The sequence below is a fragment of the Pseudarthrobacter sp. S9 genome (assembly GCF_050156545.1).
Lineage (GTDB): Bacteria > Actinomycetota > Actinomycetes > Actinomycetales > Micrococcaceae > Arthrobacter.
This window is the reverse complement of the sequence record NZ_CP189577.1, coordinates 117,319-131,627: the sequence shown is the minus strand read 5'-3', so window position 1 is coordinate 131,627 and position 14,309 is coordinate 117,319. Positions and strand designations below refer to the sequence as shown.

12 protein-coding genes and 3 pseudogenes are annotated in these 14,309 nt (G+C 61.8%); 10 read left to right on the top strand and 5 right to left on the bottom strand.

Going from position 1 to position 14,309, the window contains the following annotated elements; genetic code table 11:
• Window positions 1-134: 134 nt before the first annotated feature.
• The 4 genes and pseudogenes from ACQCSY_RS22660 to ACQCSY_RS22645 form a co-directional block, all read left to right on the top strand.
• A pseudogene (locus tag ACQCSY_RS22660) lies at window positions 135-248 on the top strand (NADH dehydrogenase FAD-containing subunit); the annotation flags it as partial.
• Between the two features lie 95 nt (window positions 249-343).
• Window positions 344-997, top strand: a complete 654-nt coding sequence (locus ACQCSY_RS22655; protein ID WP_211878325.1) for a hypothetical protein — start codon at window positions 344-346, stop codon at window positions 995-997.
• 363 nt (window positions 998-1,360) lie between these two features.
• Entirely contained in the window at window positions 1,361-2,194 is an 834-nt protein-coding gene (locus ACQCSY_RS22650; protein ID WP_211878323.1) for a ParA family protein, read from the top strand.
• Between the two features lie 3 nt (window positions 2,195-2,197).
• Window positions 2,198-2,629: a hypothetical protein gene (locus ACQCSY_RS22645; protein WP_211878320.1), complete on the top strand. Its 432-nt coding sequence runs from the start codon at window positions 2,198-2,200 to the stop codon at window positions 2,627-2,629.
• A gap of 462 nt (window positions 2,630-3,091) precedes the next feature.
• Here the strand turns inward: ACQCSY_RS22645 and ACQCSY_RS22640 are convergent.
• Window positions 3,092-3,370: pseudogene (locus ACQCSY_RS22640) on the bottom strand (ATP-binding protein); the annotation flags it as partial.
• Between the two features lie 74 nt (window positions 3,371-3,444).
• On the opposite strand from ACQCSY_RS22640, the gene ACQCSY_RS22635 reads away from it, so the two are divergent.
• The 3 genes from ACQCSY_RS22635 (at window position 3,445) to ACQCSY_RS22625 (ending at window position 8,311) form a co-directional block, all read left to right on the top strand.
• Window positions 3,445-4,607 (top strand): IS3 family transposase gene (locus ACQCSY_RS22635; RefSeq protein WP_427136568.1). Its coding sequence is split into 2 segments (ribosomal slippage): window positions 3,445-3,723 and window positions 3,726-4,607, totalling 1,161 coding nucleotides; the frame shifts between segments, so codons are not numbered across the junction.
• A 406-nt stretch (window positions 4,608-5,013) separates the two neighbouring features.
• A complete protein-coding gene (locus ACQCSY_RS22630; protein WP_427136567.1) occupies window positions 5,014-5,610 on the top strand; it encodes an HNH endonuclease in 597 nt (198 codons plus the stop codon).
• Between the two features lie 1,138 nt (window positions 5,611-6,748).
• Complete coding sequence (locus ACQCSY_RS22625) at window positions 6,749-8,311, top strand: ATP-dependent nuclease (protein ID WP_427136566.1); 1,563 nt, start codon at window positions 6,749-6,751, stop codon at window positions 8,309-8,311.
• 277 nt (window positions 8,312-8,588) lie between these two features.
• On the opposite strand, the gene ACQCSY_RS22620 is transcribed toward ACQCSY_RS22625, so the two are convergent.
• The 4 genes and pseudogenes from ACQCSY_RS22620 to ACQCSY_RS22605 all read right to left on the bottom strand — a co-directional run.
• Window positions 8,589-8,861: a hypothetical protein gene (locus ACQCSY_RS22620; RefSeq protein ID WP_427136565.1), complete on the bottom strand. Its 273-nt coding sequence runs from the start codon at window positions 8,859-8,861 to the stop codon at window positions 8,589-8,591.
• Between the two features lie 43 nt (window positions 8,862-8,904).
• A complete protein-coding gene (locus ACQCSY_RS22615; protein WP_427136564.1) occupies window positions 8,905-9,222 on the bottom strand; it encodes a hypothetical protein in 318 nt (105 codons plus the stop codon).
• A 70-nt stretch (window positions 9,223-9,292) separates the two neighbouring features.
• On the bottom strand, window positions 9,293-9,610 hold the full coding sequence (locus ACQCSY_RS22610; RefSeq protein ID WP_427136563.1) for a hypothetical protein: 318 nt from the start codon (window positions 9,608-9,610) through the stop codon (window positions 9,293-9,295).
• Window positions 9,611-9,645: 35 nt separating this feature from the next.
• Window positions 9,646-10,821 (bottom strand): annotated as a pseudogene (locus tag ACQCSY_RS22605) (Y-family DNA polymerase); the annotation flags it as partial.
• Between the two features lie 151 nt (window positions 10,822-10,972).
• Between ACQCSY_RS22605 and ACQCSY_RS22600 the strand changes: the two are divergent.
• Genes ACQCSY_RS22600 through ACQCSY_RS22590 form a run of 3 tightly spaced genes read left to right on the top strand, consistent with a single transcriptional unit; the run spans window position 10,973 to window position 14,204 of the window.
• Window positions 10,973-12,235: a site-specific integrase gene (locus ACQCSY_RS22600; RefSeq protein WP_427136562.1), complete on the top strand. Its 1,263-nt coding sequence runs from the start codon at window positions 10,973-10,975 to the stop codon at window positions 12,233-12,235.
• Window positions 12,232-13,197 carry a tyrosine-type recombinase/integrase gene (locus tag ACQCSY_RS22595; protein ID WP_427136561.1) on the top strand — a complete coding sequence of 322 codons (966 nt, stop codon included), beginning with the start codon at window positions 12,232-12,234 and terminating at the stop codon, window positions 13,195-13,197. Before ACQCSY_RS22600 ends, ACQCSY_RS22595 begins: the two co-directional genes overlap by 4 nt.
• Window positions 13,194-14,204 (top strand): tyrosine-type recombinase/integrase, encoded by a 1,011-nt coding sequence (locus tag ACQCSY_RS22590; protein ID WP_427136560.1) that lies wholly within the window; start codon window positions 13,194-13,196, stop codon window positions 14,202-14,204. Before ACQCSY_RS22595 ends, ACQCSY_RS22590 begins: the two co-directional genes overlap by 4 nt.
• Window positions 14,205-14,309 lie beyond the last annotated feature (105 nt).

Genomic DNA, 14,309 nt, shown 5'->3' with positions numbered 1-14,309 from the left:
GGAGTGTGGCGCTACCGGTCGTAATCGGAGCAGCACTTCCAATTCGCCGTGCATCTTCTGGACGGCTCGAGGTCCTCTGCGGTTTCGCCTCGGCCGCCGTACATGAACTCCGGGAGGAGCTGGTATGAACCCTGGTGTACCTCGCCCTCCTGCCCGGATTCCAGCAGAAGGTACGCGCACTGTTTTCCTGGCCCAACGGCTACGTCACCCACAGTCCCGCGCAGGTCGTCGTCGGCCGGCCGGAGTGACGGGCCGGCCGCCAGGTCAGACGCTACCTAGCCGCGGGCTGTCCGGATTCATCAGCGAATTCTTGCGGGAATAGGCGAAGAAGGCCAAGGGTGCGGTGCTCGATGAGCTGGTGGCCGTCACCGGCTGGTCAAGGGCCAATGCCCGTCGGGCGCAGTCCACGGCCCGTAAGCGTAAGGGGCCGGCGAAGGCTGTCGTGCGCAAGCCGCGGGGACGTACCTACGGCTACGACACGCTCAAGGTCCTGATCGAGGTGTGGCGGTTCGCCGGAATGCCATCGGGCAAGTACCTGGCCGCGACCATGGACCTGTGGCTGCCCAAGCTGGAGGCCTTCGGGGAACTGGACAAGGACAGGCTGACCCCTGAGGTGAGGGCGCAGCTGCTGAAGGTCTCCGGTGCCACGATCGACCGGCTGCTCAAGCCGACCAAGGACGCCGGCAGACCCAAGGGCCTGTCCGCGACCAGGGCCGGGCCCCTGCTGCGCAACTCGATTACGGTCCGCAAGGCCGGGGATGAACACGAACAGGCTCCCGGCTTCATCGAGGCGGACATGGTCGTCCACTGCGGCCCCACCCTGGCCGGGGAATTCGCAAGGACCCTGACCGCGACGGACGTGTTCACCGGCTGGACCGGGAACGTCGCGGGGCGTGAGACCAATGCTCGGGAAAGTCACGCTAACGGGTTGATGACCCTTGAGCGTCGGGTAACGACCGTCTACCGACACCTGGCCGCGAGGAACGAAACGCCGTGAAATCCACGTCGACAAGCCGTGTTGGGAAACAACGACGGAAAACCCTGGTGACAACAGAATCGACATGCTCAAGAACAAAATTGCCGCCAAATCAAGGAAGACCAATCACTAACGTGACTTTCCCGAGCGTTGGTCCTCAACCCCCGCGCCCGCCGGCGATGGGCTGGCGGGAACGCGTCGTTCTGCTCCAGGGTGTCCAGAGCGCTTGACCTATCCAATGTATCCATTGGATAGGTTGTAGCGTATGGATACATAAGATAGTTTGGATACATTGGATACCAGACCCAACGTATCCAATAGGGACATTAGTGCTATTAGCTCTAATGGATACGTTGGATCTATTGGACAGATTGGATACACACTTTGAGTGCCACAATCTACGCAGTAATCAATCAAAAGGGCGGGGTGGGTAAGACCACCGAGACCATTAACTTGGCTCGCGTGGCCAGCAATGACCTTCGCCGTACGCTTGTCATCGATGCCGACGCGCAGGGGAGCCTCACCGGCATCCTGGCGGCCGACGAAGTGGCCGCCGACCAACTCTCATTCGCGGACATCCTGGTGGGCGAGGACATCGCGGACGTCGAGGTTCAAGGTATCTGGCCGTCGCTAACCGTGATCCCGGGCAACCAAAACACGAACAAGGCAACGAAGCAGCTGCATACCGAGCACGGAAGGGAGTACAGGCTCCGTGAAGCCGTCGAAAAAGTCAGAGCGGATTACGACCTTATTCTCATTGATTGTGCCCCCAGCCTTGACCTCCACACTGTCAACGCCCTCACAGCCGCGGACCGCGCGATTGTCATGACGCAGCCGGGCAAGTTCTCTCTTGATGGACTGAGCCAGCTGCAGCAAAGCTTTGACAGCGTGCAGAAGTACTACAACCCACTGCTGACGGTCGCCGGCATCGTGGTTAACGGCGTACGGAACACCATCGGGCACCGGAACTGGGTCCGCGACCTCGAAGAAAGCACCCCCTGGCCCATGATTGGGCCATACGTTCCAATGAGGAGCCTCATCCAGGACGCGCAAGAGGCCGCTTACGGCCTGGACCAGTGGACGGTTGAAGCGAAATTGGCGCGCGAAACGTACGAGCTTTACGCCCGCCACTACGGTGCCCTGGAAAAAATCGATCTACTGCGACACCTCGAATTAGCGTTCCCCAAGCACGACTTCAGCAGCACGGAAGGGCTCTAGATCATGGCAACAAACCGACCCGCGCCTAAGCGCAGCAGCTTCGGTGCGACACACCCCATTGAGCACACGGAGGATGCTCCGGCAATTGCACAGCTCGCCCCGGCACCGCGGCCAGCCCTCGTGCCAGAGACAGGGGGGAGTGAGGCTGTCAGAGGCGAGACCGAGGCTCCCAGCGCCCGCCGCAAACCTGGGCCGGCCCCGTCCGGAAAGGTCAAGAAGAAGGCTGCCGTGTGGGCTGATGAGGAAGTGATCGAACGGATACGCGGGGCGTGGTTCCACACCCCAACAACGTCCGGGGAGAGGGAACTGTCTTTCTCCGACTTCCTACTTCAAGCAGCGCTTGCCCGCGCTTCCGAGCGGGAGAAGGCATACAACAAGGGCAAGGAGTTCCCACCCGCCCCCGCGGGAAGCATCGGCGTAGGACGCAAAGCCTAGGCCCGGTGTATCCATTAGCTCCTTTGTATCTAATGGATGTAATGGATATGGGGTTGGCAAGTAATGCGTAGCGAACCCGGCTAGCGTGGCCCCTGAACCATTCTGGGTAAGGGGACAGCCGATGGCAGGGCCACGCCCCTATTTTCAACCCTCACGGCGCGGCAGCGCCCCTGGGCCGCTGAAAATGACAGCAGGGCAGCGCCACCCAAAATAGGTCAAACGATGTGCAAAAATTGCCTCAAAACCCCGGAAAATAAGGGCAAAAGCCATTGTTTTTCATATGAAAAATAGAATTAAGGTAGAAAGTCACCCAGACGAACGCAACTCATTTGATACGAAACCAGGTTGAGTATTTGAAGCTTTGAGCGCCACCTGTTCGTGCGGTTCAGCGCCGGGGTTCGTGCCAGAGAGCGCCAGCGGTCGCGTGGCCTTGGCGCCGCTGACGCCCTCCGTGACAGTTTGCTAGGCGGTTGCGAGTGCTGTGTGTTCGCGCATGTTGTAATTGCCTGTCTCGACCCAGATCGTGTTGTGGATGATCCGGTCCATGATCGCGTCGGCGTGAACGCCGGAGCCGAGCCGCTGGTGCCAGTCCTTCTGCGAGTACTGGGTGCAGAACACTGTTGAGGTCTCCCCGTAGCGGCGTTCCATCAGTTCCAGCAGCATGGTGCGCATCGATTCCGTGGGCCGATCCAGCAGCCACTCATCAATGACCAGCAGGGTGAATGCCGCATACTTGCGCAGGCAGGGACTGCTGAAGGTTTGATTGACACTTTGCCTGTGAGGATTTGATCCTTGCGGGTGGAAGGATGTTCATCATGCCCAAAGCCTTTCCCGAAGAGTTCCGCCGCGATGTCGTGGCGGTCGCCCGCAAGGGCGAAGCGCCCATTACCCAGATCGCCAAAGACTTCGGTGTCTCACCGGCCGCACTGCACCGCTGGATGAAGATCGCCGACAGAGAAGACGGGGTGAAGTCCGGGGCCGTGTCCGATGACGCCGCGAAGCTGCGGGAGGCCAACAAGCGCATCCGGCTCCTGGAGCAGGAAGCCGAAGTCATGCGCCGTGCCGTGGCCTACTTGTCCCGGGACATCAATCCAAAAAAATGATGTACCCGCTGGTCCGCGAGCTGGCTGCCAGGGACGCCCCGATCCGGGTTCCCGTGGCGGTGTCCTGCCGGGTACTGAATTTCTCCAGACAGGCCTACTACCAGTGGGCCGCCAACCCCGTCCCGTCCCGGGACTGGGAAGAAGCGCACCTGATCAACGCTGCCATCGATCACCACCGCGACGATCCTGCCTTCGGATACCGGTTCATTGCCGATGAGATCAACGCCAGTGCCGGTCCTGTGGCCAGTGAACGCCGGATCTGGCGGCTGTGCTCTCAGAACGGCATCCACTCCGTGATCCACCGGCGGCGCAGGTCCGGAATCAAGGCCGGCCCTCCGGTCCACGATGACCTCATCGAGCGGGACTTCAGTGCGGCGGCGCCGAACCGGAAGTGGCTCACGGACATCACCGAGCACCACACCGGGGAGGGAAAGCTGTACCTGTGCGCGATCAAGGACCTGCATTCGAACCGGATCGTCGGGTATTCCATGGCCGGGCGGATGAAAGCGTCCCTGGCCGTCACTGCCTTGGACCATGCCGTGGCACTCAGGAGACCAGCGGGCACGGTGGTGCACTCGGACCGCGGTTCCCAGTTCAGATCCAGAAAGTTCGTCCTGGCCCTGAACGCCTACGGGCTGAGCGGATCGATGGGAAGAGTGGGCGCCTGCGGTGACAACGCCGCGATGGAATCGTTCTTCTCCCTGCTGCAAAAGAACGTCCTGAACCGGAAACGTTGGGAGACCCGTGCCGAGCTCAGGCTGGCCATTACGACCTGGATCGAGCGCAGCTACCACCGCAAACGCCGTCAACGCGCCCTCGGACGGCTGACACCCATCGAGTTTGAGACAATAAAAAACGTGGCCTCAGCCGCATAGGAAATTATCAACCCCAGCTGTCAACTAAGCCTTCAGCAGTCCCGTATCCGTCTTTCCTGGGATGAATTTCTGGTGGGCTATCCAGTCGGACAACTTCCCGGATGTCTTTCCCGACGGGACGCTGTGGGCGCCGCTGCGAGGCAGTTCCGGACAACGGGTCGCCTCCTGGGAAACGTTGCACAACGTCCGACCAGGGGACCTTGTCCTGCACTATTCCCGTCCCGCGATCCGCGGCATCAGCCGGGCGGCCACGCTGCCAGCGCCGGCATATCCACCGCCCCGCGGATACAAAGAGCCTGCGGATACGGAGGGGACACTGGTCCTCACGGACCCTGTATATGAAGTCCACATCCCGTGGAAAGACGTCCTCGACATTTTGCCCCCGGGACAAGGCCCTCTGACCGCAATGGGCACGTTGAACAGGGGCTACTTCTATAACTTGGACAGCGAAGGTGCCCTGCAGTTGTTGCAGCAGGCAGGGCTGGAGATCACCGATGACCCTGATGAGGGCCGGCAAGAGGCCGTGTCGGCCGACCAATACTTTGATGGTCCGAGCAACAGGTGGACATTAGGGGCAGTCCGGACAGAACAGCGTTTCCTGCGGAACCAGCAGCTGCAGCTTAGGGGCAGTTCCTGCTCGCTCTGCGGACATTCCTTCCCGGAACAGCTCCTGGTCGCCGCCCACATCAAGCCCCGCTCGGCCTGCTCTGAGAAGGAGCGCATGGACACCCGCAACGTGTCTATGCTCGCGTGCCTCTTCGGCTGTGATGCGCTGTTCGAGCTCGGCTACGTCGTCGTCGGCGAGTCGGGCGTCATCGAAGCGGGCAAGCCCGGGCCCGGGCAGGTTGGGGACCGGATCGAGGGTCTCGTGGGCCGCAAATGCGGGGCTCATGACGAGCGATCGCGCGGCTATTTCGCATGGCACCGGCAGGCCCATTCCGGCAAGCTGATCAAGCAGTCGCGAAGGACGCCCGACCCGCCGCAGGATCCATCACCGTCGTAGAGAGTTACCGGCAGAACGTCGCGTGCCACTTCCCAGCCCTCCGTGGCGTCGCAAACGGTCCTCGTCAGACCAGTTCGTCACTTGCCAGGCTGACGCAGCGGTAGACGGTGGCGTGGCTGGCCGGGATGATCTTCCCAATATCGGCCGGCTGAGCTCCTCGGCCTTCAGGTCTCGGGCGCGCTTGACCCTCTCATGGGCGGCGGTGACTTCCCCCCGCCCGGCCTTCCGCCCGTGTTTGGCGGCCGCAGCCATGCCTGCCCTAGTTCGCTCGGCCAACTGGTCGCGCTAACCCATGCAATGCAAGACAGATCAAAGCTCGGTTGAGCGAACCAATGTCCGTCGTGAACCCGTTCCGAAAGTTGTACCTGTGAAGGGGGTGTACGGGATTTTTGGGACAACTTGCGCGACGGTCAGGTTACGCGGCGTTCCGGGGATTCTTGCAGCGGGGGAGTGTCCCACTTTGAGTGGCTCGCGTCCAAGGAACTGGGACACTCCCGCCGGGGCGGGAGCCTTTCTAAGGAAGTTTGGGTTGCTGCCAGGTTCCGTAGACAACACGGCGGTCCCTGCGCGACATGAACTCCACCGCTGGCCTCATACGAGTAATGGCTTCGCGGTCCCTAAGCCCGCAGAGACTCATTTCAAAGTCCCACGACCGCCGTTGGTTCCGGTCAAGGATGAAAGGAAACCCCGGCTCCTTTGATGCGCTCGGGGCTTGGAACAGAGACTCGACGCCACCTCCCCCATGAGAGGCAGGGATTGTCTGAACGGGGGAGTTTTTGCGTTCGACCTGCCAGAAGGCAGAGAGAATCTGTGTGGCGTGGTTGCCTCTGTTGGCGACTTCGACGCTGAACGAGGTTTTGTCCGGCTCAGCCGTTCCCAGGCCGCCCGGCCATTGGGCTCCATTGACGGTGACGACGGGGCGATCCCAGCGCCAAGTCCGGCAAGCCACGGAAAGCGCCAGTAGGAATGCCGCCGTGGAAACAATTTCTGAGTAGCCCATGGGGAAATTATGTCTTGGCAACGCGCAGCTACGCAGCTGGCGCCGTCTCAGTTCTAAGGAATGGGCACGCAGAATATGGCAGGGGTTACCCAGGCGGTAGTTTGAGCATCACCATCAGCGTCGCATTTTAGGAGCACTATGAGTCAAGTTCGACCCAGCGAAATAAACAATCTCCTCTCTCGCGTTAGGCAGCGGAGCTACGTCCATTACCTCTACGACATGGACCTAAAGAAGCTCCGAGGATTCGAAGATGCTCAGATCAGATTCGATTTTCCGGTGACTGCATTGGTTGGTCCCAACGGCGCGGGGAAGACGACGGTGCTTGGTGCGGCCGGACTGATCTACGAAGAGGTGAAGCCCCGACGGTTTTTCATCCGTAGTGGCATTTACGACAGCTCCATGAGCGGTTGGCGGGTTGAGTACAATCTCATGGCCGACAAGCACATGACTGCTCGAACCGCTTCGTACTCGGACGCGTCAGAGGATGCTCGTCGTAGCAAATGGAACCGGAAGGCCGTGATCAGGCCAGTCAAGGTCATAGGCGTCAACCGGACGCTCCCAATGTCAGAACGATCCGAGGTATATAAGTTCGCGAAGGGCGATTTTGAGGGTGTATCCGAGAAATCGTTTGCGAAGGACGTCGTAGCTGCCATCGCACGAATTCTCGGGAAGGATGCTGCCGGCTACGTAGAGGTCTCCGCAGACGCCGAGGGTAAGTACTCAATCCTTGCTCAGAAACCGTCCAGTAGCGATGCGCCTGCCTACTCAGAGTTCCACTTTGGTGCAGGAGAAGCCAGCATCATCCGAATCGTTGGCGAGATCGAATCGGTCGCGGACAACGCCCTCATCTTGATTGAGGAAGTGGAAAACGGCCTCCATCCGATCGCGACCCAGAGGTTGGTTGAATATCTGGTTGAAGTTTGTCGCCGCAAGAGCTGCCAGGTGATTTTCACGACGCATTCCAACGCCGCGCTCAAGCCACTTCCAGGCGATGCGGTCTGGTCGTCATATCGGGGACAACTTACCCAGGGGAAGCTCGACGTGGAATCGCTCCGTGCCCTTACTGGAGAAATCGATGCCCGTCTGGCAGTTTTTGCCGAAGACAAGTTTGGCAGTCTTGTGGCCGAGGTAACTTTGCGTCGATATGGGGATCTGATTGACGAGAAGCTGGACCTAAAGGGAATCGAGATTCACGCCCTTGGTGGGGCGTCTCAAGCAAGGGATCAAGCCCGCCACAACAACGCCAGCATGACACGGAAGTATATGGCGATTGCACTCCTCGATGGCGACAAGCGGAAAGAGGATGGTTACAACCCAGGGAACACTCCGAAACTCAACATCGACGACCAGCCCTTCGTTTCGTTCATCCCTGGAATCACGGACCCGGAAGAAGTAATTCTCGACGACATCTGGCACTCTCTAAAAGAAGACGGGAGGCTTTTGTCGCGGTTGACCCTAGCTCTTCAAATGGACACGGCACACCAGTCAGAGGTAGCGGATGCGATCGAGGCTGCCCTCCACACGAATAAGGACAGACATACCGTCTTTGCCGAGATCGGTGACAGCCTGGACTTCTTGGCCGAGGCCGTGACAGCTCGAGCGTTCGTATCCACTTGGGTCAACTTCAACGATGAGAAGGTCCGGGAGCTCTGGGATCCCCTTGCTTCGCTGTTGCCGCGCCTCTCCGATCCAGCACACTGACGACTAACTGATGCTCCGCGGCCGCGCCCCCGAGAGCGGGTGGCCGCGGGGCTCCGTCTGTCATTGAGGCGGCCGATGGATAACAGCTGTGTCAACGGGGGCCGGATTAGCCGTCTGTGCGGATCGCGAGAAGCTTGTGCCCTCCGGTATCTTTTCGTTGAAGGCTTCGCGGGCGTCTTCATAGGTTTCCCCCTAGACGCTGACGCGTTCATAGCTGCCGGCGGGGGCCTGAATCGTGCCGGTAATTTCCACCTGATCACCTTATGCCCGGCCGAACCTAGGCGCCCTCCAGCGCCTCTGCTTCCGCGGCGTCGAGAAGGCCCGCGGCGTCCGCGCCGGTGGCCCGGGCCAGGTCGTCCAGGGATTTGAAGTGGACCCGGGCGAGGGTGATGGCCACCAGCTCCAGGTACGCGGTGCCGTTGCGCTGTTCCAGGCCGCCGAGATAGTCGAGCATGCGCCCCTCCAGGGTGCCGGGGCCTTCGGATTCTTCGGCGGCGAGCCGCGTCAGTGTGAGGGCTGCCAGTTCCGGGTTGTCGTAAATGAGTCCCATGGGCCAACGCTACGCACCCCACTGAGCCCGTCAAGAGCCGGTTCTACCGCCAGCGGTAGGCTTCCAGCGCCCGCAGCAGGGGAACGGGGCCATCTTTCAAGTGGTCAACTGGGCGGGTCCCGGCCATTTCCCGGGACGGGGTGACCATCCAGACGGTGAAGTAGTTGTGAGGGATGTCCAGCTCCATCGCGCGCTGAAAGAGCGCCGTGACAGTCGGCTGGAGCTGTCCGCCCGGGAGGAACTGGAATCCCGGGCAAAAGGTCCCGTCGTCAATGAAGACACGGACGAGCTGCCGCATGACCGGTTCGGGATCTTCCATGAGCTCGGAGAGCCGGCGCCGCACCTGTGCGAGGGCCGGCAATGTAAATTCCGTCCGGATCCCTGCCCATGTCTGATCGCTGATTGGCTTGGCGTTCAAGGTCGCCGCATGCCTAATCGCTTATGCCTTCCAGCAGCCACTGCGCCGCGAGCGGGTTCCGGCGCAGCGTGAAAGTCCGCAGGGCCGAGTTTGAAGTACCCAGGCGGACCTGGACGCGCCAGTATTTGACGCTGACCAGGTCTCCGCTGCCCACGGCTGCCGTGCGTCGGGTGTCCCAGCAGGCGTCCCTTCCGAACCAGTGCTGGGACTCCGTGTCGGGATCAACAATCCAGATCCGTCCGTCGTGACGGATGGCGAGGGGTTTCCCCGCCTGGTCGAACCGGACCTGGACGTCATCGGTGCGGGTGTGGGCTTCGGATGTGAGGGTCATGTGGGGTGTTCTTTCGTGGTGCGTCTGCGTTGGTTTTAGGCGGCTTTGACGAGGGGCAGTTCGTCCCAGTGCGTGGTGTATCTGGGGGAGAGCATGTCCCGTTTCATGGTCCAGTCGAGCCGGCCCCTGATGCCGGCATGGCCCAGGCCGATGGAGCCGCGGCCGTAGCGCTTGCTGACGTCTTCCAGGAGGGTGCCGATGCCGCGTTCTTCGTGCGGGTTCTCGAAGATTTCCAACGGCTTTTGGTTCCCGCCAGGACGCAAGTCGGTGACCATGATCCCGGCCCGGACGTACTTGACGCCTTCGTAGACCTGGGGGAGCAAGGCATGGGCTGCCTTGGTCAACAGCACGGGATCCGCGGTAGGCATCGGCAGTGCGACGCAGACCGAGGGGAAAGATTTCTCGTTGGGGTTGAAGTGTGATGTCCCGGCGAACGCGGTCAGCAGCTTCGCCTGCAGGTCGTGCTTGGCCAGGCGGGCGCTGGCCATTTGGGCGTAGACGCTCATGACCTGCCGCAAGCCTGCAGCGGTGGTGATCGGCGTGGCGAAGGACCGGGAGAAGATCAGCTGGTCCCGGCCGATCCTCTCCTCTTCCATGGGGATGCAGGGCGTGCCCTGCAGCTCCAGGACGGTGCGCATCATGACGATGGAGAACTTGTCCCGGATGGCCACAGGGTCAGCCCGTGTGAGGTCCAGGATCGAGAAGATCCCCATGGCGTTCAGGCGCTTGGTCAGTCTCGTGGCTACACCCCAGATTTCGATGACGGACAGCCGCCCGATAAGTGCTTCCCTCTGGGCTGCCGGCACGGACTCCCACCGGCACACACCGTTGAAAGCGGGATTGTTCTTCGCCCACTTGTTGGAGAGTTTGGCCAGGGTCTTTGTCGGGGCGATGCCGACGCAGACAGGCACGCCGACGTGCCGCCGGCACGCGTCCTTCATGGTGTGCCCGAGGTCCAGCAGCTCCTCCGGGCTGCCCTTCACGCCCAGGAAAGCCTCATCTATGGAGTAGACCTCCAACCAGGCTGAGTAGCGGCCCAGGAGTTCCATCACCCGGGCGCTGATGTCCCCGTACAGTTCGTAGTTGCTGGAGAGCGCGACGAGGCCCCATTCCTTCGCGCGGGGTTTGAGCTTGAACCACGGCTCACCCATGGGAATGCCGAGGGCCTTGGCCTCGGGGGAGCGGGTGACGGCGCAGCCATCGTTGTTGGACTTCTGTGGCCTGGCTGGTTATGTGGCCTCGACGGTGACGTGGTGGGCATTGGCCGCTGGTTCTCAGTCTGAGCCGGTGTTCCATGGCACATAACGTTTGGCTGGGGCGATGGTGGTTACTTCATTTTCTTTGAGGAGAAAGGAAGTTGCCATGTTGGAGGATTATTTCGCCAAGCCGTCAACTGTCGATCGGCTCCGGAGCTCATGGATGGGCGCGGAGATCGAGAGTTACGTTGATTGGCTGGCCGCTCACCAGTACAAGGACCGGTATATCTGGTCCCGGGTTCCGGTCGTCTTCGCGTTCGGCGAATTTGCCAGTGCCCGGGGCGCCACCACTATTGGGGAATTGCCTGCGCACGTGGACGCGTTCGTGGAGCACAGGGTTGCACTTCACCACGAGCACACAGGCTCGACCCGTTCGATGACCAATGAAGTCCGGGGCCCTGTGGAGCACATGCTCGCGGTTGTTCTGGCCGGGTACGCGCCGACTGGACGGAGGCGCGAGCTTCATCCGTTCGCCGACACTGTCCCGGGCTTCTTCGATTATCTGGTCCAGGAGCGAGGCCTCCGTCCGTTTACGGTGCGGGGCTACCGCATCCACCTGGACCACTTCGAAACCTACCTGCGGCAGATCGGCGTGGAGTCGATTCGGGAGATCTCCCCGACGATCCTCAGTGCCTTCCTCGTGGAGCGCGCTGGCGCCGGACTGGCCAAGACTACGGTGCGTGATGAAGCGGGTTCGTTGAAGGTCTTCCTGCGTTATGCCCACCGCCAGGGCATCCTGTCCAGAGACCTGAGCTCGGCTGTCGGTTGGCCCCAGGTCTACCGGCTATCGGACATTCCCCGCTCCATTTCCTGGGCCGACGTCAATCAGGTCTTGGCCAGTGTTGACCGCCGGACCGAGACGGGCAGGCGCGACTTTGCCATTCTGCTCCTGCTGGTCACCTATGGGCTGCGTGGCCGGGAAGTCGCCGCGTTGACCCTTGATGACATCGACTGGAAGCATGAGCGTTTGGCGGTCCCCGAGCGCAAGGCCGGGCACTCCACGGCATTTCCTCTGTCTGTTGTGGTCGGCGAGGCTGTCCTTGACTACCTTCAGCATGGGCGCCCAACAAGCAGCGACCGTCACGTGTTCTTTCGTGCCGTGGCTCCGCGCCAGCCGATCAGCGCCGCCGGGGTTTCGTCCTGCGCCCGCTTCTACCTGCTCAAGGCCGGCATCGACGTGCCCCGACCGGGCTCACACACGTTACGCCACTCGGCGGTGCAGCGCCTCGTTGATGCGAACTTCACCCTGAAGACCATCGGTGACTTCGTCGGGCACCGCTCGTCACGATCCACCGAGATCTATGCCAAGGTCGCCGTCGAGGCGCTCCGCGAGGTCGCCCTGGGTGACGGGGAGGCGGTGCTGGGATGAACGGGAACCTTGCTACCGCCGTGGCGGACTTCCTGGCCTACAAGCGGGCACTGGGCCGGAAATACCTGAGCGAGGAAGCGACTCTGCATTTGCTCCTTGCCTTCGCCGAACAGCACGCGGTGACCGATCTGGCGGACCTCACCCCGCGCCTGCTCGATGAGTTTGTTGCCTCCAGGCCACGGCACCGGGCCCGCAGTTTCAACCACCTCATCGGAGTACTCGGAAGTTTCCTTGACTGGGCAGTCAGTCAGCAGCGTCTGGATGCATCACCCTGGCACGGAACCCGGCGCCGGGACACGGACCGACGGCTGCCCTTCCTGTTCGAACCAGCCCAGGCCCGCCAGCTGCTCGAGGCGGCAGCTGCCCTTCCCGACAACCCCCGGGCCACCGGCCGGGGCCCGACCTACCATGCCATCTTCGCCCTGTGCTACGGACTCGGACTCAGGGTCGGGGAGGCCTGCGGCCTGCACCTGGACGACATTGATACAGACAGGCAGCTCCTCATCGTCCATGGCGGCAAGTTCGGCAAGAGCCGTCTGGTCCCCTTCGGACCGCGCATCGGAGAGCTGCTGGCCCTCCAACTCGAGCGCCGACGCGGGGAAGATCGAGCCGAACCGGGTGCGCCGCTGTTCACTTTCGACGGCCGCCACTGCGTGCATACAGGCAGCGCGAGCGAAACGTTCAGCCGCCTCGCCGCCGGCCTGGCGTTCCCTGTTCCTGAGGGCACCACAGCGCCCCGCTTGCACTGTCTGCGTCATTCCTTCGCCGTGGGCTGCCTGCTGCGCTGGTACCGGGAAGGCGTGGATCCATCGGCGAGGCTCTTTCAGCTCTCAACGTTCATGGGCCATGTGAACCCATCCTCGACCGCTGTCTACCTGACTATCACCCCGGACCTTTTCTCCGAGGCAAGCCATCGGTTCGAAGCCTATGCCGAACCTGCATGGTTGGAGACGGAGCCATGACCGGAACACAACAGCTCGGGCCGCTGATCCACTCCTTCTTCATCGACCACCTCGTCACCGTCAAGGGCCTGCGCCCTGCTTCAGTACGCAGCTACAGCGACACCATCCGGCTGCTGCTGTGCTTTGTGGCCCGGCAAAAGGGAACCAAGATCACCAGACTCACCCTCGAGGACCTGACCTTCGATCACGTCCTTGGCTTCCTGCGCTACCTCGAAAGCGACCGCCACAACCACGTACGGACCCGCAACCAACGCCTGGCCGCCCTGCACACCCTTTTCGAATACATCGCCACCCGGGAACCGACGATGCTCGAAACCTGCCAACGGGTTGCCGCCATCCCCATAAAACGGGTGGCACCTGCCGAGACGCACTTCCTGGAACGCGACGAGATGCAGTCACTGCTGCGGCACCTGCCACACGCCGGCCGCCTCGCCCAGCGGGACCACGCCCTGATCCTGTTCCTCTACAACACCGGAGCGCGGGCACAGGAAGTCGCAGAGCTCCGGGCCGGAAACCTGCAGCTCGTCAAGCCATACCTCGTCAGGCTCCACGGGAAGGGAGACAAATGGCGGACCTGCCCGCTCTGGGACCAGACCGCGAAACTTCTCACCGCGCTGCTCGACTCATCAGGCCAACCACGAGCAGCAAACGCCCCGGTCTTCTGCTCGACAACCGGTGAAGCTCTCACCCGCTTCGGCATCTATAAGGCCGTGCGGCGCCTCGCCGGGCACCTCGACGATCCCGGCATCGACCGCACGGTCAGCCCGCACGTCTTCCGCCACACCGCCGCCATGCACCTCCTTGAATCCGGAGTCGAAATCAACGTCATCCGCGGCTGGCTCGGGCACGCCGACCTGACAACGACGAATCGCTACGCTGAAATCAACACCAGGACAAAAATGGAAGCCCTGCGGGCCACCGAGCCGCCCGATCCTTCGGCGGCACGCCGCCCCACCCCCGTCTGGCGATCCGACGAATCACTGCTCAACTGGCTCTCAAACCTCTGATCGTTATGTGGCTCGAACCAACCAAACCAACCGGCCAGAACCGGGCACCGGCGGCCGGGCCACATAACCCGCCACGCCACAGAAGACGGATTATGTTCCGCGGAA

Coding starts and splice junctions, on each gene's coding strand:
- ACQCSY_RS22645 (WP_211878320.1), top strand. CDS start 2,198: ATGGCAACAAACCGACCCGCGCCTAAGCGCAGCAGCTTCGGTGCGACA.
- ACQCSY_RS22630 (WP_427136567.1), top strand. CDS start 5,014: ATGGGCACGTTGAACAGGGGCTACTTCTATAACTTGGACAGCGAAGGT.
- ACQCSY_RS22625 (WP_427136566.1), top strand. CDS start 6,749: ATGAGTCAAGTTCGACCCAGCGAAATAAACAATCTCCTCTCTCGCGTT.
- ACQCSY_RS22620 (WP_427136565.1), bottom strand. CDS start 8,861: ATGGGACTCATTTACGACAACCCGGAACTGGCAGCCCTCACACTGACG.
- ACQCSY_RS22610 (WP_427136563.1), bottom strand. CDS start 9,610: ATGACCCTCACATCCGAAGCCCACACCCGCACCGATGACGTCCAGGTC.
- ACQCSY_RS22600 (WP_427136562.1), top strand. CDS start 10,973: ATGTTGGAGGATTATTTCGCCAAGCCGTCAACTGTCGATCGGCTCCGG.
- ACQCSY_RS22595 (WP_427136561.1), top strand. CDS start 12,232: ATGAACGGGAACCTTGCTACCGCCGTGGCGGACTTCCTGGCCTACAAG.
- ACQCSY_RS22590 (WP_427136560.1), top strand. CDS start 13,194: ATGACCGGAACACAACAGCTCGGGCCGCTGATCCACTCCTTCTTCATC.